18 protein-coding genes and 1 tRNA gene are annotated in these 20,800 nt (G+C 59.3%); 4 read left to right on the top strand and 15 right to left on the bottom strand.

Annotated elements, in window-relative coordinates:
* The first annotated feature begins 175 nt into the window (after window positions 1–175).
* Complete coding sequence (locus MHZ91_RS01215; protein WP_239211699.1) at window positions 176–1,774, top strand: MDR family MFS transporter; 1,599 nt, start codon at window positions 176–178, stop codon at window positions 1,772–1,774.
* A 3-nt stretch (window positions 1,775–1,777) separates the two neighbouring features.
* Window positions 1,778–2,221: a MarR family winged helix-turn-helix transcriptional regulator gene (locus MHZ91_RS01210; protein WP_239211696.1), complete on the top strand. Its 444-nt coding sequence runs from the start codon at window positions 1,778–1,780 to the stop codon at window positions 2,219–2,221.
* Window positions 2,222–2,274: 53 nt separating this feature from the next.
* Here MHZ91_RS01210 and MHZ91_RS01205 read toward each other — a convergent pair whose 3' ends face one another.
* Window positions 2,275–3,288 (bottom strand): hypothetical protein, encoded by a 1,014-nt coding sequence (locus MHZ91_RS01205; protein WP_239211693.1) that lies wholly within the window; start codon window positions 3,286–3,288, stop codon window positions 2,275–2,277.
* Between the two features lie 309 nt (window positions 3,289–3,597).
* Between MHZ91_RS01205 and MHZ91_RS01200 the strand changes: the two genes are divergently transcribed.
* Window positions 3,598–3,891 carry a hypothetical protein gene (locus MHZ91_RS01200; protein ID WP_239211682.1) on the top strand — a complete coding sequence of 98 codons (294 nt, stop codon included), beginning with the start codon at window positions 3,598–3,600 and terminating at the stop codon, window positions 3,889–3,891.
* 27 nt (window positions 3,892–3,918) lie between these two features.
* Here MHZ91_RS01200 and MHZ91_RS01195 read toward each other — a convergent pair whose 3' ends face one another.
* Together MHZ91_RS01195 and MHZ91_RS01190 are read right to left on the bottom strand one after the other, a co-directional pair.
* Window positions 3,919–4,710, bottom strand: coding sequence for a hypothetical protein (locus MHZ91_RS01195; RefSeq protein ID WP_239211667.1), 792 nt, complete (start codon window positions 4,708–4,710; stop codon window positions 3,919–3,921).
* A 2-nt stretch (window positions 4,711–4,712) separates the two neighbouring features.
* A complete protein-coding gene (locus MHZ91_RS01190) occupies window positions 4,713–5,066 on the bottom strand; it encodes a contractile injection system protein, VgrG/Pvc8 family (RefSeq protein WP_239211664.1) in 354 nt (117 codons plus the stop codon).
* Here MHZ91_RS01190 and MHZ91_RS01185 point away from each other — a divergent pair.
* Window positions 4,984–5,214: a hypothetical protein gene (locus MHZ91_RS01185; protein WP_239211993.1), complete on the top strand. Its 231-nt coding sequence runs from the start codon at window positions 4,984–4,986 to the stop codon at window positions 5,212–5,214. The two genes, MHZ91_RS01190 and MHZ91_RS01185, sit on opposite strands and share 83 nt — an antisense overlap.
* 563 nt (window positions 5,215–5,777) lie before the next feature.
* Here the strand turns inward: MHZ91_RS01185 and MHZ91_RS01180 are convergent.
* From MHZ91_RS01180 to MHZ91_RS01125, 12 genes are all read right to left on the bottom strand, one after another.
* Window positions 5,778–8,156 carry a restriction endonuclease subunit S gene (locus MHZ91_RS01180; RefSeq protein ID WP_239211661.1) on the bottom strand — a complete coding sequence of 793 codons (2,379 nt, stop codon included), beginning with the start codon at window positions 8,154–8,156 and terminating at the stop codon, window positions 5,778–5,780.
* Window positions 8,149–9,189, bottom strand: a complete 1,041-nt coding sequence (locus MHZ91_RS01175) for a YhcG family protein (RefSeq protein WP_239211649.1) — start codon at window positions 9,187–9,189, stop codon at window positions 8,149–8,151. Before MHZ91_RS01175 ends, MHZ91_RS01180 begins: the two co-directional genes overlap by 8 nt.
* The gene (locus tag MHZ91_RS01170) at window positions 9,186–10,664 is read right to left on the bottom strand and encodes a class I SAM-dependent DNA methyltransferase (protein WP_239211647.1); all 1,479 of its coding nucleotides are present in this window, start codon (window positions 10,662–10,664) and stop codon (window positions 9,186–9,188) included. Before MHZ91_RS01170 ends, MHZ91_RS01175 begins: the two co-directional genes overlap by 4 nt.
* A gap of 25 nt (window positions 10,665–10,689) precedes the next feature.
* Window positions 10,690–13,080 (bottom strand): EcoAI/FtnUII family type I restriction enzme subunit R, encoded by a 2,391-nt coding sequence (gene hsdR / locus MHZ91_RS01165; RefSeq protein ID WP_239211637.1) that lies wholly within the window; start codon window positions 13,078–13,080, stop codon window positions 10,690–10,692.
* A 278-nt stretch (window positions 13,081–13,358) separates the two neighbouring features.
* The gene (ychF, locus tag MHZ91_RS01160; RefSeq protein ID WP_175122546.1) at window positions 13,359–14,450 is read right to left on the bottom strand and encodes a redox-regulated ATPase YchF; all 1,092 of its coding nucleotides are present in this window, start codon (window positions 14,448–14,450) and stop codon (window positions 13,359–13,361) included.
* A gap of 225 nt (window positions 14,451–14,675) precedes the next feature.
* Window positions 14,676–15,446, bottom strand: a complete 771-nt coding sequence (locus MHZ91_RS01155) for a type II CAAX prenyl endopeptidase Rce1 family protein (RefSeq protein ID WP_239211635.1) — start codon at window positions 15,444–15,446, stop codon at window positions 14,676–14,678.
* Window positions 15,446–16,042, bottom strand: a complete 597-nt coding sequence (gene pth, locus MHZ91_RS01150) for an aminoacyl-tRNA hydrolase (protein ID WP_175122544.1) — start codon at window positions 16,040–16,042, stop codon at window positions 15,446–15,448. The genes MHZ91_RS01155 and pth overlap by 1 nt, the downstream gene beginning before the upstream one ends.
* 99 nt (window positions 16,043–16,141) lie before the next feature.
* Window positions 16,142–16,753, bottom strand: a complete 612-nt coding sequence (locus tag MHZ91_RS01145; protein WP_175122543.1) for a 50S ribosomal protein L25/general stress protein Ctc — start codon at window positions 16,751–16,753, stop codon at window positions 16,142–16,144.
* 149 nt (window positions 16,754–16,902) lie between these two features.
* The gene (locus MHZ91_RS01140) at window positions 16,903–17,853 is read right to left on the bottom strand and encodes a ribose-phosphate pyrophosphokinase (protein WP_006227587.1); all 951 of its coding nucleotides are present in this window, start codon (window positions 17,851–17,853) and stop codon (window positions 16,903–16,905) included.
* Window positions 17,854–18,033: 180 nt separating this feature from the next.
* Window positions 18,034–18,110, bottom strand: a tRNA-Gln gene (locus MHZ91_RS01135).
* 1 nt (window position 18,111) lies between these two features.
* Complete coding sequence (gene ispE, locus MHZ91_RS01130; RefSeq protein WP_239211633.1) at window positions 18,112–19,053, bottom strand: 4-(cytidine 5'-diphospho)-2-C-methyl-D-erythritol kinase; 942 nt, start codon at window positions 19,051–19,053, stop codon at window positions 18,112–18,114.
* A 64-nt stretch (window positions 19,054–19,117) separates the two neighbouring features.
* The gene (locus MHZ91_RS01125; RefSeq protein ID WP_239211631.1) at window positions 19,118–20,716 is read right to left on the bottom strand and encodes a methyl-accepting chemotaxis protein; all 1,599 of its coding nucleotides are present in this window, start codon (window positions 20,714–20,716) and stop codon (window positions 19,118–19,120) included.
* Between the last annotated feature and the right edge of the window lie 84 nt (window positions 20,717–20,800).

The raw sequence follows: 20,800 nt of genomic DNA, 5'->3' as shown, positions 1-20,800 counted from the left end.
CCAAAGGAAGGTGCTACCGAGGAAGGCCTGCTGAAGACGCCGGTAACCCAGCGTGCAGATAACCGCTATCGTAACAAATCAGGCCGATCAGCGGGATCGGCCAAGCTGACGGCTTCCTGACCGGTGGATTGTAGGACTAGAATAATTGATCGATCAATTATTGATGCGTCCAACAATGACCGCCCCCGCCCCCACCTCTCCACACTCGCCCGGCCAGATCCTGCCCTTCCGGCAAACCCTGCTGGCCATGCTGGGCATGTGCTTCGTGATGATGCTGGTCGCCATCGACCAGACCGTGGTGGGCACCGCGCTGCCCACCATTGTGGCGGAACTTCGCGGCTTCGAACTGTATGCATGGGTAGCGACGTCTTACCTGCTGACGTCCGTCATCACCGTGCCGATCTTCGGGCGGCTGGGCGATTACTACGGCCGCAAACCCTTCGTCGTGGCCGCCATCGTGCTGTTCACCCTGGCCTCGGTCCTGTGCGGCGCGGCCGACACGATGCTCGAACTGGTGCTGGCGCGGGCGCTGCAAGGCATCGGCGGGGGCATGCTCGTCGGCACCGCTTTCGCCTGTATTCCCGATCTATTCCCGGATCCCCATGTACGTCTACGCTGGCAGGTCATGCTCAGCGCCGCCTTCGGCATCGCCAATGCGGTCGGTCCCACGCTCGGCGGCGCCCTGACGGAACACTACGGCTGGCGCTCCGTCTTCTACGTCAACCTGCCCATCGGCATCCTGGGCCTGTGGTTCGTCGCCCGCTACCTGCCGCACCTGCGCAACCAGAGTCCGGGCAAGGTCCGGCTGGACTGGCAGGGTGCGATCTTGATCGCCGTGGCGCTGGGGACCATGCAGTTGCTCGTGGAACTCCTGCCCAAGGACGGCTTCACGCCTTCCCTTGTAATGCTGGGCGCCGGCAGCATCGCCGCCTTCGCTGCCCTGATCTGGTGGGAACGCCGCTGCCCGCATCCGCTCCTGCCCCTGGATATGTTCCGCAACCGCGGCCTGGCCATGCTCTTCACTCTGGCCCTGCTGGTCGGCGTGACGATGTATTCCCTGCTCTTTTACGCGCCCCTGCTCCTGCAAGGCGGCTTCGGGCTGTCGCCCCAGCAGGCGGGCCTGCTCATCACGCCCATGGTCGTCTTCATCACCGTCGGCAGCATCGTCAACGGCCGCATCATCACGCGCATCCGCAACCCCAACCGCATGCTGTACGCCGGTTTCATTCTCATGGCGTTCTCGTGCCTGGGCATCGTCACGACCCACAGCTACACGTCGCACCTGCTGATCGGCGCCTACATGACGATGGCCGGCCTGGGCATGGGCTTCATCATGCCCAACCTCACCGTCTTCGCCCAGCAGACCGCCGGCCGCAGCCACCTGGGCATCGCCACCGCGCTGCTGCAATCCCTGCGCATGATCGGCGGCATGCTGGGCACCGCCGTCGTCGGCACCATGGTCAGCCACAGCTACTTCAGCGGCGTCGAATCCACGCTGCGCGGCGCCTCCGCCCAGTGGCTGCCCAAGCTCAACGACCCGCAGATGCTGGTCAACCCGGCGGCCCAGACCGAGTTCCTGGCACAATTGGCCCATCAAGGCCAGGACGGAACGTCGCTCATCGAAATCGCGCGCATCGCGCTGGTGGGCGCCATCCACGAAGGGCAGCTCATCGCCCTCGCCGTCGCCGTCTTCGCACTCTGGTGCGTGCGGCGCGTGCCCCTGGTGCAACTGGTCCGGCCATCCAAACCGGAGCCCGCCGGCGTCGGAGAGTAGCTTTTGCCCAAACAACAACAAGGCCTGCAAGTCATCCAGCACATGGGCCAGACGTATCGCGTGATGCAGAGCGCCTTCAGCAGCAAGGTGGGTCACGCGCTGCCGCGGTGGCGGATTTTGCTGGCGTTGCATGAGAACGGGCAGTGCTCGCAGAAGCACCTGGCCGAGCGCTGCCGGCTGGATCCGGCTTCATTGACGCGGCAATTGCAGGCGATGCAGAAGCTGGGGTGGATTTCCCGGGCGGTGGATGCGGACGACAACCGGCTGACGAATGCGACGCTGACGGCTGCCGGGCAGGCGGTGGTGAATGAGGCCTTGCCGAAGCGGGCTCAGTTTTTTGAGGAGTCGCTTAAAGGGCTGTCAGTCGCGGATGTGGATACGTTGAATCGGGTGTTGAGTGTGTTGGAGGAGAATTTTGTGCGGGCGGCGGGGGAAAGGAACACCTGACGGACTGCTACTTCGCGGGCAGCACACTCGCCGGAAACGCCTTCCATTGGTTCTCAGGTCTTGACGATAGCTTGGTGTGTATCACTGGCTCGCGGGCACTTCAGAGCAAAGCTCGCGCCGCACCATATTGAGATCAAAGCCAAAGGAAGCTGAATCACGTACACGATTGCGACCGTAGCCAGGGGGTGATTCTCCTGAAAGTCGGCGAGTGCCGGGAAATATCCCGCGTCAAAAACCGCCACGATGAATGGCTCCCAGCCGATCTCCATCGCAGCAATACGCAGCAGTTGAATTGCCGCAACTGTGGCGACTCCAAAAGCGAGTATTCGTCCGGGCCGAGAGTTCGGCACGTCGCGCGGGGCGACACAGTGCGCGATGATGAAGGTGGGCAACGCGGTCCAGAACAAGACGGACACGCTTCCGTAAACAGGCTGCCACGAAAAGTCGTAGGCTCGAATGAAGTTCGATGGGGTAAAGCCGGGAGCACTGGCTTCCACCAGAAGCGATACCACGACGACCACTCCCGTGAACATACCGATTGCGCGAAACCGTCGTGCTGCATCGCCCGTACCGCGCACTTCCTCTCTTTTAAAAACAACTACACAGAAAAAAAATGCAGCCCCGATCATCAACACTAGGACTATTGGGGACAACGCGCGAACAATGGCAGAAACCGCCTGTGCCCGGTCCCATGCGTCTTCATAATCGCCACTCCCCCAGGCATACATCACATAGAAGATGAAATCTCTTAAGTACCCATAAAGTGCCGACCCCGCAAACGCGCATAAAAACGCGAAAGCCCCCATGAACCACAGCACGAAGGCGCGTTCGCCCTCGTACCCCAAAATGCTTCGGCGCTCGAGGCGTGATTGTGCGCACATGAAGGCGGCGATTCCCGCCAACAGAAGGTAGGCGAAGAGCTGCGGGCCATCGCTAGTGAACCCGTCCCACGAATGCGAGACGACACCTCTCGGAATGGGATAACCCAGCCGGATGGCGGCCGCAAGGACGGCGACTGATGACAGGGCGATGTACCAAGGAAATCTTTGACTGGAACGGGGCGGCATGCAAATCCTGTGCGGCGCTTGAAAAGGGACTCAACGGCGCTGCCATTTGCTCGCATCTTGCATGCCTGTCTGTGCGCAGTACATACGAAGAATCTGATTTTTACCCGGACCTGATTCGTACTTTTGAGAATGTTTTGATTTCGATACCCCTGGCACCCCTGGGCATCATGCTGCGCGGGGTGCAAAGGACGGATACTGCGCTTCAGGTGCGAGCCTCGAAAGCCGCGGAGACGCACCCATTTTTATGAAGCCCCGGATTGCTCTTCAAACAAGACGGAGGTGGATTGATGTGGACGCTACTGGCGCTTCGTGTTGGTCACCTCAAACATCAATGTCCTGGGCGCCCTACAGCCCGCCAATTGGATGGGACAGCCCGGCGTCACCGCGCAACGCAATCCCGACGTTGATGGAATGCTCAAGTATGTGGGCCGTATGTCGGGCGAGCAGCTATTGCTTGAACGCCCGCCCAATCTGGCAATCAGGCTGCTGCTCCGCACCGCAGACATAAATGGCATACGGGAAATCACCATTGATGCCGGGACCATAGCCGAAGTGCAGGCCTTGAAGCGTGACATGTCTATCGCAGGCCACGGATCGTCGTAGACGTGGCTTGCGGCTCAAGCGCCTGCGCTATCGCACATGTCGCCATGTCACGTCCTGACCATTGATCTGCGGGAATGGATGGTTGTAGGCAAAGGTCTGTTGACCGACGGGCAATTCCAAGCATTCCCAAATGCCGGGCCACGGGCAGGGCTCGCCTGAGCGCTTCTTCCAACCTGGCGCATCGAGCCAGGCTTGGTAGTCGGATTTGGCTTGAAGCTCCTCGAAGCGTCGTTCTGCTTCGCTCTTGGAAAGACGGGAATTGATATCCCGACTGGTATAGATGGTTTTGCCGTCCGCTCCATCCCGCTTGATGGAAACAAAGAAGCGCTGCCCGTCCAGCAGCGTATAAAAATGATAGTAGTCTTCGGGAGCGCCGGGTGAGCCTACGCCTCGCCGGAATCCGCTACTTATATATACAGTCTGAGGCCGTGGATCGAAGTCAGAGCCCAGCCCCCTGCTAGCGAAAGACGCTGGCACTTTCGGTTGAAAATCTGCGCCGATAGAGTCAGTAAGCGCCATGTATATCCTTATCCGCAGTGAGGCAATTTCCTCATCAGTGAACGGCTGCGGAGATGTTCGCATCATGATGATTTGAGAGTATTTCAAGCCTGGGAACAAGGCCTGATCCTCATTGCGGAACCGCTGATACGTTCCGCGATGGAACCACGGACTTGCGTCAAACAACGGCTCATCAAAAGATGCCCGCATCATGATTTTCCCGTCCATATCTTTGCCTCGATTCCACGACCAACCAGCAACAGCGGTAGCTCCGACCGCAAACAGAAAGAGCCAGATATAGCGGCGCGGTAGTTTTTTCATTTTCATTCGTGCATGGTGTTGCGCCGCGCGTAGTCGTGGGCAATGCCGTGAGCCTTGAGCACCGCTTCGGCGATTTGCGGCACGGTGAGCGACTGGAAGATGCGCCAATCGGAACACAGCTTCAAGCGCGCCAGCATTGGTTCGACGACAGCGGAGTATCGCGTGCGGCGAAAACCGGTTTCGCGCTGGACGAAATAGGAAATGGCGCCGTGGACGTAGCGGACGGGAGTGTCTCCCGGACCAGAGAGTGAGGCGGGCGGAGCGGTCGAGCACTTGGCCGAAGTCGACTGCGGAATTGGCGCAGGCCAATTCGACCGCCAGAGGGAAGGTTTCGGAAAGGGCTTCGCGAAACTCAAACTCGACGACCTCGAAGACGTCCTGTACCTCGCTGCCGACGAGGTCGAACGTGAAGCGCAGATCGGATTGAGTGGGCATGGCGAGCTTCCTGTTCTGACAGCCTTTACTGGACTGTCCTCATCGCAAAGTGGCGATCACCACTTTTAGAAGCCCGTGTATTGAAGGTAAATAGTAAAAATCTTGTTTTGGCCCGCAAACCGTCCAATCCTTCTCTGCAAGAGACATCCGAGCAGGCTGGCTAGGAGACGATTCGGCTTGACACGCCTGCTAGGCTTGCTTCAAGTCACTTCCGCTCCTACGGCGCGAGAGGCAATGCATTGATCTCTGCTCGAGCCTCTCGCCACGCGGGATAGTGTTTATCCAGCAGAGCGATGAAGCGCTGGACGCGATGTTGCACTGACCGTCTGAATTCACAATCGCTAAAAATGGGTGGGATTACCATCATCGCAAGTGCCCATTTCCAACTTGGGACGCAGTCGCACGGGCGATGCCCGAGCGACTGCCATGCGCTTAGCAGCGCATCGAAACGTTCGAAGGAAGGTCAGACGTTGAACACGCGCTTATACGTTGATCGGTCACCAAAGGGCTGTGACTGCTAGGTTTCGCGAGGAAATCAGGCCACGGCCTTTGCGGGAATCGCTGGAAGCCCCCCAAGTTGTACACCTCCCTGTCTTGCGAACATGCCTCTCGGTGCCATACAAAATTTACCGTTAATCCAGGCCTAATCTTGATTGCTGCACGGTTCTCGGCGGCCGTCCTTTAGGAATGATGCTCTCTCTGCGTAGCCAATCAAGCCAACGGCCAAGCTCGGCTGGGGTGAAGCGTGCTTTGCGTTCGTGCCAGTTTTCGCGAACATCGGAGATGATCTGTGTATCCGTCGGTTGAACACCATCGATAAGAAAATCGTTCCAGACCGCGAAAAGCGTGGCGATGATCTCGACCTCTTCGGTTTTCTTGTCTGCCAGCGTGTAGATCAAACGATCAAATTCAGCCTTCTGACCGGGTGTCATCAGGGCTTCGGCTTTGGCTGCAGGCTCCGACAACGCCGTCAAGCAGCGGTACTCCGTTTTTTTCTTGCCGTTGACCAAGGTTTTCTCATTGACTTCGAACCAGCGCTTGTCTTGACCTTGCCGCTCAAAATCATAAATCCAGGTATCAAGTGGCCCGGCAGCTTCACGTTCGGGTTTCAGATCTAGATCCAAGCCAATATACGCATGCGCCAGATACATTACCTTGGCGGCAGCGGTTCGACCGAAGTATTGGGCAGTGGCGAGCTTGTTGATTGCATAGCAACCGATGCTGGCACGATAGTCAGCCAGATCGATGATCCGAGCACTTGAAGGCGATGCTGGTTGAAACACTTTGTCTATATCGGCCTGTGGCTGGGCATTGAACAGAGTATTGAGTAGCTCGGCCTGCTTCCTGGCTGCGGCACCGATCTGCTGTTCCAAGGAGTCACACAGGGCCATTATTTCATCAATTTTTTCAACGATTCGATGCTGCTCTAAGATTGGCGGAAGAGGAACAATCATTTCCCCAACGTCACCAAGTCTGAAACTGTTTTTTATGCCTCTTTGAGGCGCATCAAACTGGGCTTTTGCAAAGGGAGAGCGCATTAACTCGGGGAAAAACCTTCCCCGACAGCATGACATAAACCTCAAGAGGCATGTGTGCTGATTTATATATGCTTCACCAAAGTCATCCGGAATCAACCCCAAGTTACCAACATCCCCAGTAATGGAGATGAGTAGGTCGTTTTCCTCCAGTCGGGTTCTAGCCCCTTCGCCATCTCTCGGAGGATTTACATATCGAATTTCTTCCAGTCGCAGTTGGTAGTTTCCCCTCGAGAGATTTCCCATGGTTACAAAGGTCGCCCCCGATTCCGAATAGTACTTTGCCCAATCACGTGAACCCGAAGTTATAAGTTGGGACACAGCCCATACTCGCACCCACTCCCAACCTTGGGGCAACGCATACGGCTTTTCTTCCTCTGCCACTGGTGGCCAAGGCTTGGGTTTCTTTATCTTGCCTTCCTTCACCAGACGCTGTTTCTCAACCTCGATCTCTTTCAACAACTCGCTGGCGGGCTGGTCGTCCGGGTTTTGCGGGACTAGTTTGCCCATCACCGCCAGTTGCAGGATGGCCTTGCGGAGTTCGGCGACGTTTTCCTTGACGGTGTAGAGTTCGCCGAAGTGTTCGGCGAGGAAGGCCTGGGCGCGCTGATGCTGGTCAGGTTTGGCAATGTTCAGCAGTTGCTTGATGGCTGAGGCATGAACGGTCAGACGCGCTCTTTGCTGTGCAGTACGCAGTTTCTCCAGTTCATCGCAACGCGCCATCAATTCGTCGATTTTGGCGACGATGCGATGTTGCTCCGCAGATGGAGGGAGGGGGATCAAGAGATCTCCAATAGACTCTGAGTTCAAGGTGCTTCCCTTAATGGCCTTCTTTGATTTTCCAGAATTTGCCACGGGGTACAGCACCCAGAAAAGCCAGAATTTAAGCCCTTGCCCTAGGCCAATAAAAGAAATGATTGCCTCATTGTGATATGCGTCAATTTTTGTAATTGCCGTCTTCCCGATGGAAAGCTTGAAGCTCATTAGCAATGAACCTGCAGGTATAGGCTCACACTTAAAAACACTAGAAACCGCTTCAGCTGAAACCGCTTTAGCAGTTTTAGCAACATATCCACGAATAGGTAAATCTGAAATAGAAATCCATGGAAAGCCGCCATCCTCGCTCATCCAATAAATTGGGTTTTTTGATGGTGGGGTTTTCCCATATTTGTAGCTTGCCAGAGTCCCTAGCTTCACCCACTCCCATCCCTGCGGTAATGCATAGGACTTTTCTTCCTCCGTCACTGGCGGCAACGGTTTTGGCTTCTTGATCCTGCCTTCCTTTAACAGCCGCTGTTTCTCGGCTTCGATCTCTTTAAGCAGTTCGCAAGCAGGCTGCTCGTTCGGATCTTGCGGAACCAGCTTGCCCTGCATGGCCAGCGTCAGGATCAGCTCGCGGAGTTTCTTGATGCCATCGGGTGCGGCAAAGGCTACGTCGAAGTGTTTCTCCAACAGTTCGGCAGTGTGCTTATTCATGCTCGCCTCCCAGTTCTCGCTCGATCTGTTCGATGCTGGGTAGGCTGGTTTGCAGTTCTTCAGGCAGGGATTCGATCAATTGGTATTCCGCCACGCCGATGGGCTGGGTCTTGTCGCGCAATGCGTATTCGGCCACCACGGTGTTCTTGCTCTTGCACAGCAACAGGCCGATGGTGGGGTTGTCCTGTTCGGCCTTGACCTGCATATCGACGGCAGTAAGGTAGAAGCCCAACTGGCCGAGGTGTTCTGGTTTGAACTTCTCGGCTTTCAGCTCGATGACCACGTAGCAGCGCAGCTTAAGGTGGTAGAACAACAGGTCGATGTAGAAGTCGTCACCGCCCACTTCCAGATGAACCTGGCGGCCGACGAAGGCAAAGCCCGCACCCAATTCCAACAGGAACTGGGTGATGTGTTTGACCAGCGCTGACTCGATTTCCCGCTCGTTGGCTTCCTGGCCAACATCCAGGAAGTCGAACAGGTAGGGATCCTTGAGGGCTTGCCGGGCCAGATCGGTTCCCGGCGCGGGGAGACGGTCGGCGAAGTTGGTGATCGCCTGGCCTTCCCGCTCCAGCAAGCGGGATTCGATATGGATTTCCAGTATGGCGCGAGACCAGCCGTGTTTCACGGCGCGCTGGGCATAGGCCAGGCGTTGTTCTGGCTGCTTCAGCCTGGCCAGCAACACCAGGTTGTGGCCCCAGGGCAATTGTCCAACAGCCTGTTGGACAATTGCCGCGTCCGGCCAAGCGTCGGCGAAGGAGCGCATGTACATCAGGTTGGCGCGGGAAAAGCCCTTCATCTCGGGAAAGGCTGTCCTGAGGTCGTGCGCCAGCCGCTCGATGACCTTGGCCCCCCAGCCCTGCTCGGCCTGCCGTTGCAGGATGTCACGGCCGATCTGCCAATAGAGCAGCACCAGTTCGCGGTTGACGGCCAGCGCGGCCCGCTGCTGGGCACTGTGGATGCGGCTCTTCAGCTCGCCCAACCAGTTGGCGTAGCCTTCCGGGGCCGTAACGAGAGACACGGGCTTGTCGCTCATCCCGCCTCCCCGCTGGTGGCCTTGAGCGCGGCCAGCAGTTCGGTTTTCAGCGCTTGCTGAGCGGCCTGCAACTGGCGGGTGATGTCCTGGTATTCGGCCATCAGTTCGTCCGGATCACCCAGTTCGACGGTCACCTCGTGCGGGTTCTTGCAGTCCAGGTTGTAGTTGCGAGCAGCCAGATCCTTGGCAGAGACCTTCCAGGCATGCTCGGTGGTCTTGCGCCCCTTACGCTGCGGGCCGCCCCACCAGGTTTTCTCAAGATCGAATTCCTCAATGGTCAGCGGCTTGGAGCGGGAATAGCTCTTGTAGCCTGCCGGGTAGGGGTGCTCGAAGAACCATACGTCCTTGGTGGGGCCGCCCTTCTCGAAGAACAGGATGTTGGTGGCGATGCCGGTGTAAGGGGCGAACACGCCTTTGGGCAAGCGCACGACTGTGTGCAGGTTGAACTCTTCCAGCAGTTCGCGCTTGAGCGTGGTTTTCACCCCCTCGCCGAACAGGAAGCCATCCGGCAACACCACTGCAGCGCGGCCGGTGTCGTGCCTGAGCAGGTGCATGATCAGCGCCATGAACAGGTCGGCAGTTTCGCGGGTCTGGTGCTTGGCGAGGAAGTTCTTTTCGATGCCATCCTCTTCCATCCCACCGAACGGTGGGTTGGTGACAATGATGTCCACCCGGTCGCGTGGGCCATAGTCCTTAAAGGGGCGAGAAAGCGTGTTGTTGTGGCGGATATACGTGGGCACGTCGATACCGTGCAGCATCATGTTGGTTATGGCCAGCATGTGCGGCAGAGGCTTCTTTTCGACGCCGTGAATACTCTCTTGTAAGAGCCGGCTGTCGTCTGAAGTCTTGACCTGCTTCTGGAGGTGTTCGATGGCGCAGGTCAGGAAGCCGCCCGTGCCGCATGCCGGGTCCAAAATGCTTTCGCCTAATATCGGATCGAGTATATCGACCATGAACTGCGTGACCGCACGCGGGGTGTAGTACTCACCCGCGTTGCCAGCGGACTGGAGGTCGGCAAGGATCTTCTCGTAGATGTCGTTGAATAGGTGGCGGTCGCTGGACTTGTTGAAATCAACATCTGCTTCGATGGTGTTGATCACCTGACGCAACAGCGTGCCCGACTTCATGTAGTTGTACGCGTCCTCGAACACCGAGCCGATCACCCGGCCTTGCGCGGACACGCCCGCCTTCGTGGCAAGCTGTTTCAAGGAAGGAAAGAGGTCGTTGTTGACGAAGTCGATCAGCTCTTCGCCGGTCATACCTTCCGAATCTTTAGCCCAGTTGCTCCAGCGAAAGCGGTTGTGCAGCGGCGAACGGTAGCTGGACTGGGTCAGTTCCCATTCCTGTTCTTTATCGTCAAAGATCTTCAGGAACAACAGCCAGCAAATCTGGCTGATGCGCTGGGCGTCGCCATCGACACCGACATCCTTGCGCATAATGTCCTGAATGGCTTTGATGAGAGTTGCAAGTGACATGAATACTTCCTGAGTCTAGTGCGATTCAGGCCCGGTAGAGCTCTCGCTCGAGCTCGCCTACGGCCTGTTGATATTGAGTCTTTCCGCCAAAGGCACGCACCAGTTCGATCGGTGTGCCCAGGCGGTTAAAAGGGGCGATGGCGAGGATCTGTGTTTCCTCGATGGCGGCCACTCCCTCGTCGGCATACTTGTCGAGAAGGGCTTCGAGCACCTTTTGCGCCTGCTCGCCGTACTTGGCGAAATAATGGCGCTTCTTGACCTGCTCGGCTCGCTCCTTGCGAGTGAGCGGAGGTTGATCCCATGCCACGTGGCATAGCAGATCGAATGGGTCGAAATCCTTGCCCGCATGCTTGTCTACCTCGTCGGCCAAAGCTTCAAAAAAAATGCCTTGGTGGGCCAGCTCGTCGATGATGGCTTGCTTCTTGTCGGCCCTGCTCCAATGGCGCAGGAAATCATCAAGCGACGCGAACTCCTTGGCAAGGGTATTGCGGGTGTAGCTCTTCAGGGACTCGGTGATCAGTTTGCCGTTGACGTCGAAATACTGCACTCGTTCAGCCACCACCTTGACCTCGACATTGGCGACAACATAGCGGCGTATGTTGTCCCCTCCCTCGCCAGGCAGCGGATCGGCGGCGCCGCCCGGCGAAGTCGGCTCATCATCGGGCGAGGAATCGGTGAGGTCATCGTCCGGGGAATCCTCCCCGCCCTCCTCGTCTGGAGGAAGCGGCGGATCTTCGGGGCCTGGCTCATAGATTTGAACAGGGTCTCCATCAAAAGTCGGATCAGCAAAAAGCTCGGTCGCCTTCTTAAAATCGAGAATGGTGAACCAGTACTTGTCGAAGTCTTCATTGATGCGCGTTCCACGACCAATAATCTGCTTGAACTCGGTCATCGATTGAATACGCTGATCCAGCACGATAAGTTTGCAGGTCTGAGCATCAACGCCCGTGGTCATTAGCTTGGAGGTGGTCGCGATGACGGGGTACGTGCTTTCCGGAAAGATGAAGTTATCCAGCTCCATCTTGCCTTCTTCGTTATCGCCAGTGATGCGCACGACATAGCGATGGTTCTGCGCCACCAAGTCAGAATTTTCGTTGACCAACGCTTTGCGCATGCGATCAGCATGGTCAATGTTGTCGCAGAAGACGATGGTCTTGTCGAAACGATTGCTGGCCTTCAGGTATTCGCTGATCTTGCGCGCCACCACTTGCGTACGCTGTTCCAACACCAGCGTCTTGTCGAAATCACGTTGGTTATAGATGCGGTCTTCGATCTCGTTGCCGTGCTTGTCGATCATGCCCCTGTCAGGACGCCAGCCCGTCAGATCTTTGTCCAGGTCTATGCGCACCACCTTGTAGGGTGCAAGAAAGCCGTCATCGATACCCTGCCGTAGCGAGTAGCTATAGATGGGCTCGCCAAAGTAGTCAATGTTGGAAACATCCCTGGTTTCCTTAGGCGTCGCAGTCAGGCCGATCTGGGTAGCGGAATGGAAGTAATCCAGGATGTCGCGCCAGGCAGAATCCGCAGCGGCACTGCCACGATGGCACTCATCAATGACGATCAAGTCAAAAAAAGTCGGGCTGAACTGCTTATAGATGTTCCGTTCTTCATCGTTACCGGTGACAGCCTGGTAAAGAGACAGGTAGATCTCGTACGACTTGTCGGCCTGCCGTTTCTGGATCTTGGTCATTGCCGCGCCGAACGGCTTGAAGTCGTTGGTCATGGTCTGATCGACCAAGATGTTGCGATCAGCAAGGAACAGGATGCGCTTTTTGGTACGTGATTTCCACAGCCGCCAGATGATCTGGAAGGCGGTGTAAGTCTTGCCCGTGCCCGTTGCCATCACCAACAGGATGCGCTTTTGCTCCTTGGCAATCGCCTCGATTGTTTTATTGATGGCAAGCAGTTGGTAATACCGAGGCGTCTTGTTACTACCATCGCTGTAGTAATCCTGAGCCACCAAGGCCCGCTGCTGCGTGTCCAGCCCCTGATGCTCTGCCCACCATCGCCACAGCGTATCGGCACTGGGAAACTCATCCAGACGCAACTCGCGCTCGATGACACCATCCTTGGAGATCTTGTTGTGGAACAAGAAGCCATCGCCATTACTGCTGAACACGAAAGGCACTTGCAACATTTCGGCATAGCCCAGCGCCTGCTGCATGCCAGAGCCGACGGCATGCTTGTTGTCCTTGGCCTCAATGACGGCGATAGGCAGGTTGGGCTTGTGGAACAGCACATAATCGGCGCGCTTGTGCTGACCTCGTGTGTGAAGCTTGCCACGCACGATGATTCGGCCCTTGGTCAGCAGGAACTCTTCGCGCACCTGTGTCAGAACGTCCCAACCGGACTTCTCGAGAGCCGGTGTGATGAACTTGGTGCAGATATCGCGTTCGCTAAGCGCATGCTTATTCATAGAGCACCTTCGCCGTCATACCAACTTTCTCCTTACTGTCTGCGCTAGATTTTTTGTGCTCGACGGTGATCAAGCTTCTTGTATGCAGCAGTTCCAGGCTTTAGGCGATGGCCAAGCGCAACACGCCATCCATAACCCGGAGGCCGAAATGAACAGGACGCCGCAGAACGGCGCCCGTTGACTAATGATTAACCGCGAGCCCCAAGCTCCAACCAGGGTGGGCAATCGCGCCCCAGCGCCGCAGATGTAGCAAGCGATGGGTCCCTGTCATCAGCGCGTCAGACGTTAAACAAGAAATTCATCACATCGCCATCCTGCACGATGTATTCCTTGCCTTCCGCGCGCATCTTCCCGGCTTCCTTCGCGCCCTGCTCGCCCTTGTACGTGATGTAGTCCTCGTACGAGATGGTCTGCGCGCGGATGAAGCCGCGTTCGAAGTCGGTGTGGATGACGCCGGCGGCTTGGGGCGCGGTGGCGCCGATGGCCACGGTCCAGGCGCGGACTTCCTTCACGCCGGCGGTGAAGTAGGTTTGCAGGCCCAGCAGCTTGAAGGCGGCGCGGATCAGGCGGTTCAGGCCCGGTTCTTCCATGCCCATGTCCTTCAGGAAGGCTTCGCGGTCGGCGTCATCGAGGTCGACGATTTCGGATTCGATGGCGGCGCAGATGGCCACGACGGGCGCGTTGCGGGCGGCGGCGAATTCGGTCAGGCGGTCGAGCAGCGGGTTGTTGGTGAAGCCGTCGTCGGCGACGTTGCCCACGTACATCGCGCGCTTGGCGGTGATGAAGCAGAGCTGGGCGATGTCGGCCTTTTCTTCGGTGGTCAGGTCCAGCGCGCGGATGGGCTTGGCTTCGTTGAGCTGGGCGATGCACTTTTCCAGCACGGCGACGATGCGTTGCGATTCCTTGTCGCCCGAGCGTGCGGTCTTCTGGTGGCGTTGCAGGGCCTTTTCGGCGGTCTGTAGGTCGGCCAGGGCCAGTTCGGTTTCGATCACTTCGATGTCGGCGATCGGGTCGACCTTGCCGGCCACGTGGATCACGTTGGGATCTTCGAAGCAGCGCACGACGTTGACGATGGCGTCGGTTTCGCGGATGTGCGAGAGGAACTGGTTGCCCAGGCCTTCACCCTTGCTCGCGCCGGCGACCAGGCCCGCGATGTCGACGAATTCGACGGTGGCGGACAGGATGCGTTCGGGCTTGACGATTTCAGCCAGCTTCTGCAGGCGCGGATCCGGCACTTCGACGACGCCGACGTTGGGCTCGATGGTGCAGAACGGATAGTTCTCGGCGGCGATGCCGGCGCGGGTCAGAGCGTTGAAGAGTGTCGATTTGCCAACGTTGGGCAGGCCGACGATGCCGCATTGCAGAGCCATGGGAATCCTGTGTAAGTACGGTATTGAGCGTTAACGGCGTAGTTTACCCCGGCGGGGTGAAACGACGCCTTGTGGGCGGGGGTGATGCGGCCCCGAAGTGACCTCGAGGCGATCCTGCTGCGGTACGAATAACGGAGCCGCGAGTTGCCGTCATCAGACCGCCCAGCCCCCTACCCTTCGGACCGGGCGCCGCGTGTCGGGCGCCGCGCACCGCGGACCGAAGCCTTAACCCGCAGCCGTCGGCGCGTAGCGCATGACCAGCCAGATCATCAAGATCGGCCCGGCATTGAACACCGAGTGCAGCAAAATCGCCGCCCCGATGCCCCGCCGCACGCGCATCCACCCCAGCACCAGCCCGGTCAGCCATTGCGGCAGCACCAGCAGCGGCAGCAGCCAGTACGGCGTCTTGTTGTAGACAAAGTTGGTCAGGTGAACCGCCGCAAACGTCAGCGCGATCAGATGAAACACGACGCCATAGTGCTGCAGGTAATACCTGCGCCAGCTCGTGTCCCAGCCTTTCAGGGGCTCAGGGCGTGCGCGCAGCCCCCACACCGCCAGCAGAATGAACGCAGCCAGCAGCAGCCCCGTCCAGAGCTTCGGCCCCCACAGCACGACGGGCACCAGCGCGGGTATCAGCCACAGTGCCTGGCGCGGCCGGCGCAGGCCGTAGCGGAACAGCATCTCTTCGACCAGCGGGGCCCACAGCACCGCGGTCAGCCACGGAATGTTGTGGGGATCCAGGCGATGCGAGACGCCGCCCAGCCCGGCCGCGACAACGGCCACCGGCCCCAGCGCAAAAAGATTGATGACCCACAGCACGGCGGCCCAGGCCAGGAGGCGTCCCGGTCCGATGCCCGGCCACCAGTCGGCGGCCAGCCCGCTGCCGCCGGCGCGGTTCGGCAGGCGCGACAGCGGATGCGGATGGCGGATGAAGCGCCAGAAGTCGGCGATCTCGCTGCGAAAACGCATCTTCCCGTTGGGCTGGCGTTTTGTCATCAGGACTCGTTGCCGCTGTGCAGCTGGCGCGTAGCGAGTGCGAAGTCGCCGGCCAGCATGGACGGCACGACGGCGCGGCAGCGGTCGATGACGGCTTCGATTTCCTTTTGCTCTTCGCGGCGCGGCGGGTGCAGGACGAAGTCGGCGACTTGCTGTGCCAGCCCCAGCGTGCGCGGGTGGCCGATGCCGATGCGCAAACGCCAGAAGTTGGGGCTGCCGAGCGCAGCCTGGATGTCCTTCAGGCCGTTGTGGCCGGCGTGGCCGCCACCCTGCTTGAGCTTGACCTGACCGGGCATGAGGTCCAGTTCGTCGTGCAGCACCAGCACTTCTTCGGGCGTCAGCTTGTAGAAGCGCGCCAGCGCGCCGACCGCCTGGCCGGAACGGTTCATGTAGGTGTTGGGCTTGAGCAGCAGGACGTTGTCCGCGCCCAGGCGCGATTTGGCCACCATGCCGAAAAAGGATTTCTCGAGCGCAAAAGAAGTGCGCAGATCGTCCGCCAGATGGTCGGCCAGCCAGAAGCCGGCGTTGTGCCGGGTGGTTTCGTAGTCGGGACCTGGATTACCCAGTCCCACGATGAGGCGTATGGGAGTAGACATGATGGGGGTGTTTAAACCAAAAAACCCTGCGCATGCAAATGCACACGCAGGGTTTCGGGCGTAAGCCGCGGGAAAGCCGCAAGGGCTTTCCTGCAGGACTTAGGCAGCCGGAGCAGCTTCTTCGGCGTCGTCGGCGGCGGCAGCGCCACCCTTGGTGACCGCAGCGGCCAGCAGGGGGTTGTCTTCACCGCCGTGGGGGACGTACGTCACGCCCATGGGCAGCTTGATGTCGGCCAGGTGGATCGAACCGCCGGCCAGGACGTCAGCCAGGTTCACTTCGATGAACTGGGGCAGAGCCGACGGCAGGCAGGTGATTTCCAGTTCGGTCGTCACGTGGCTGATGATGGCGCCGCTCAGCTTCACAGCCGGCGAGATTTCAGCGTTCACGAAGTGCAGCGGCACCTTGGTACGCAGGGCTTGGTTGGCGTCAACGCGCTGGAAGTCCACGTGCAGGACTTGCGGCTTGTAGGCGTGCCATTGAACCGAACGCAGCAGAACTTGCTCATCCTTGGCGCCTTCGAGCTGCATTTGCAGGATCGATGCGTGGAATTCTTCCTTGCGCAGCGCGTGGTAGATCTCGTTGTGGTCGAGTTCGATGTTCAGGGGGGCAGCCGTACCACCATAAACAATGGCGGGAACGCGGCCCGCGCGGCGCAGGCGGCGGCTCGCACTCGAACCCTGGACGCTACGCGCAGTGGCAGTAAATTTCATGGATAACTCCGAAACGATAAAGGTGAAGAGACTTCACCGGTTGAATTCACGGCGCGCAAAGGGCGCGCCGTGCTTGTTTGCGCCTTGCCGCGACCAGCGAGGCGCAAAGAACTGCAAATGTGGGCTGTGGCCCGATCAACGCCTACGCGTCAATCGACGAACAGCGAGCTGACCGATTCGGCGTTGGAAATACGCAGGATGGTCTCGCCCAGCAGCGCGGCGCACGACAGCTGGCGGATCTTGCCGCTGGCCTGGCCTTGCTCGGACAGCGGGATAGTGTCGGTGACGACGAGTTCGTCGAGTTCCGACGCTTCGATGCGGTCGATGGCGCCGCCCGACAGCACGGGGTGCGTGCAATAGGCGTAAACGGCGCCGGCGCCGCGGTCTTTCAGGGCCTGGGCCGCCTTGCACAGCGTGCCGGCGGTGTCGACCATGTCGTCCATGATGATGCAGGTGCGGCCATCGACTTCACCGATGATGTTCATCACTTCCGACACGTTGGCGCGCGGACGGCGCTTGTCGATGATGGCCAGGTCGGCTTCAAGCTGCTTGGCCAGCGCGCGGGCACGAACCACGCCGCCGATGTCCGGGGACACCACGACCAGGTTCGAGAAATTGCGGCGCCAGATGTCGCCCAGCAGGATCGGACCGGCGTAGATGTTGTCCACGGGAATGTCGAAGAAACCCTGGATCTGGTCAGCGTGCAGGTCCATGGTCAGGACGCGGTCAACGCCAGCCACTTGCAGCATGTTGGCCACGACCTTGGCCGAGATGGCCACGCGCGCCGAACGCGGGCGGCGGTCCTGGCGGGCATAGCCAAAATAGGGAATCGCGGCGGTGATGCGGCCGGCCGACGCGCGGCGCAGGGCATCGACCATCACCATGATTTCCATCAGGTTGTCGTTCGTAGGCGCACAGGTGGGCTGCAGGACGAAGACGTCTTTACCCCGCACGTTCTCGTTGATCTCGACCATCACCTCGCCGTCCGAAAAACGACCGACGGTCATCTTTCCCAGGGACATGTCGAGGTGGTTGACTACGTCCACGGCCAGCCGAGTGTTGGCGGTGCCCGTGAAAATCATGAAGCTATCGTTTGCCATGATGGATGATGCGATGGTCGTTTGAGACACTAACGATTGATGCGAATGATGCGGGGTGATACCCGGGGTGACTTGGACAAGCACGTTCAACTTGCACCAGCGAATCCGGAAAATAAAAAAGCTGCTGAACCCGGGCCAGTGTCTTACAGGCGTGTTCAACAGCTTTTTTATGTATTCGGTTGGCTGGGGAGGAAGGATTCGAACCTTCGCATGCCGGAATCAAAATCCGGTGCCTTAACCAGCTTGGCGACTCCCCAACTATCTTGCAATCCAATTCCGCAACGGATGTTCAGCTAACCCAGTACATGCCTGCACTAACCGAAACCGTGGATGCGTTTGGCTGAATGTTTTATCAGCGCCGCGCATTATAGCGGTAATTTCTTGTTCTGCCAAAACGGCCTGCGATGTTTCGGAAAATTCGGCGAATAAACACCCGCCTGATCCCGACATGCGAACAGGAAGACCCCGCTCAGCAAGCCACCGCGATGCCCCAAGTACTTCAGGATAAAGACGGTAGACCACCGGCTCCAAATCATTTTTTCCGTAAAGCGCGCATCCTTTGGCAACTTCACCGCCGGATCCGCTTGGCAAAAATGTTTGCGAAGCAAGAAAGTCCGCTATTGTGATGTAAGAAGAATCCCTTGTCAAATCGGGCGCCGAAAATATTCCAACAGTCGGCACGCTGGCATCGGGTTGCACCACCAGATAGGCACGGTCGGGCAGCGTCACGGCGGTGAGATCTTCGCCGATGCCTTGCGCAAATGCCGACTGTCCAAAGACGAAGACGGGCACGTCCGCGCCCAGCGGCAACGCCAGCGCCATGAGTTCCTGACGCGACAGTCCCGTGTTCCACAGCTTGTTCAAGGCGATCAGCACCGATGCCGCATCGCTCGATCCGCCGCCTAAGCCCCCGCCTTGCGGAATGCGCTTTTCAAGGCTGATCTGCGCGCCCTGGCGCGTGCCCGTGGCCTTCTGCAGGGCGCGCGCGGCGCGCAAGGTGAGGTCCTGGTCTTCGGGGACACCCGGCAGATCGGTGGCGCGGCTGATGACGCCATCGGACCGCACATCGAAGTGCAGCGTGTCGCACAGGTCGATGAAGCGGAACACCGTCTGCAGCAGGTGATAGCCGTCGTCGCGGCGGCCCACGACGTGCAGGAAGAGATTCAGCTTGGCGGGAGCGGGAACGTCGTAGAGGGTCACGAAAGACAACCGGTGCGGATCAATCCGTCATTCTAGCGAGACGGGCCGGCGCACCGTGGCGCCTTTACGCCAACTGCGGCGTCACGCTGCCGCCAAGGCGTGCAGCGGGCGCGTCGATGACCTGTCCGTCCGGCAGCTTGAACACCGACACGGCGCCGGCCAGTTGGCGCGCCTGTTCTTCCAGGGCGCCAGCAGCAGCGGCGGCCTCTTCGACCAAGGCCGCGTTCTGCTGCGTCACGCTATCCATCTGCGACACCGCGCGGTTGACCTGGTCGATGCCGGTGGCCTGCTCTTCCGAAGCGGCCGAGATTTCGGCCATCAGGCTGGTCACGCGCTGCACGGATTCGACGATCTCGCGCATCGTGGCGCCGGCATTTTCAACCTGCTCCGAACCCACGCCGACCTTCTGCGCGGAATCCTCGATGAGCTGCTTGATTTCCTTGGCAGCGGCGGCGCTGCGCTGCGCGAGCGTGCGCACTTCGCTGGCCACGACCGCAAAACCCTTGCCCTGCTCGCCGGCGCGCGCGGCTTCCACCGCGGCGTTGAGCGCCAGGATATTGGTCTGGAAAGCAATGCCGTCAATCACGCCCACGATGTCGGCGATGCGCGACGAGCTGCCCGAAATCGCATGCATGGTTTCGACCACGCTGGACACGGCCTCGCCGCCGCGCTGTGCAACCGCCTGCGACGCAGCCACCATGCGATTGGCCTCGCGTGCGGTGTCGGCGTTCTGCTTCACGGTGGTGGCCAGCTCTTCCATGCTGGCCGCGGTTTCTTCGAGCGACGCAGCCTGCTCTTCGGTGCGGCTGGACAGATCGGTGTTGCCCGAAGAAATTTCGCGAGCACCGACGTTGATCTCGTCAACGCCGCGGCGCACGGCCGACACGGTGCGCACCAGGCTGTCCTGCATGGCCTTGAGGGCGCCGATCAGCGCGCCGATTTCGTTCTTGCCCATATCCGCCACGCGGCGCGTCAGGTCGCCTTCGGCAATGCGGCGGAAGACTTCGCCCGCTTCCAGCAGCGGACGCACGATCATGCGGCGGATCAACACATGCGCGCCGACGGCCATCAACAAGCCCAGCGCCAGAATGCCGGCCAGCAGCGAACTGAACAGCGTGTGGAACATGGAGATTTCATCCATGACCGTCTGCCCGGTGCTCTCGGCACGCAGCACAAAGGCGTCGCGCTCGCTTACGAGACGCTCCTGCACGGCCTGCGTACCCTGCTTGAAGTAGGCGTCCATGTCGCCGGCTTCGAGGACGCGGCCCACGTTCTGCAGGTTGGTGCTGAGCTTGGTGTAGGCATCGATGATGCCGGCGGACTCGGCCTTTTCCTCGGCGGACAGGCTGCCGGAGAACCCTTGGAAGGCGCGATCGGCGGACACGATGCGCTGGCGCGCGGCCTGGAGCGAGCTCTTGTCGTCGGTATTGCCCTGCGCGACGCGCGTGGCGTAGCGGCTCAGGTCCGTGCGGGCCGCAACGAGCGACAGCGACGCGGAATTGACCGCATTGACCTGTTGCGCCGACAGGCGATAAAGCTGCTCGACATCGTGGTTGGTCTGCCGCAGGGCAGCGAAGCCCATGCCGCCAATCACCAACTGGAAGGTGAAAAATATCGCGATGATTCCCAATAGCACCGTCGCGATGCGTGTGTTCCTGAACATTGGCCATTCTCCAAAAGGGTGGCGGCAGACGAGCGTCGACCCCGAATTGCTGCGCCGCGCACGAACCGGGCGCGGGCAGGGAGA

The organism is Achromobacter sp. ACRQX (assembly GCF_022346505.1).
Lineage (GTDB): Bacteria > Pseudomonadota > Gammaproteobacteria > Burkholderiales > Burkholderiaceae_B > Achromobacter > Achromobacter animicus.
Note: the sequence above shows the minus strand (reverse complement) of the source record. Positions and strands in the feature narration are given on the sequence as shown.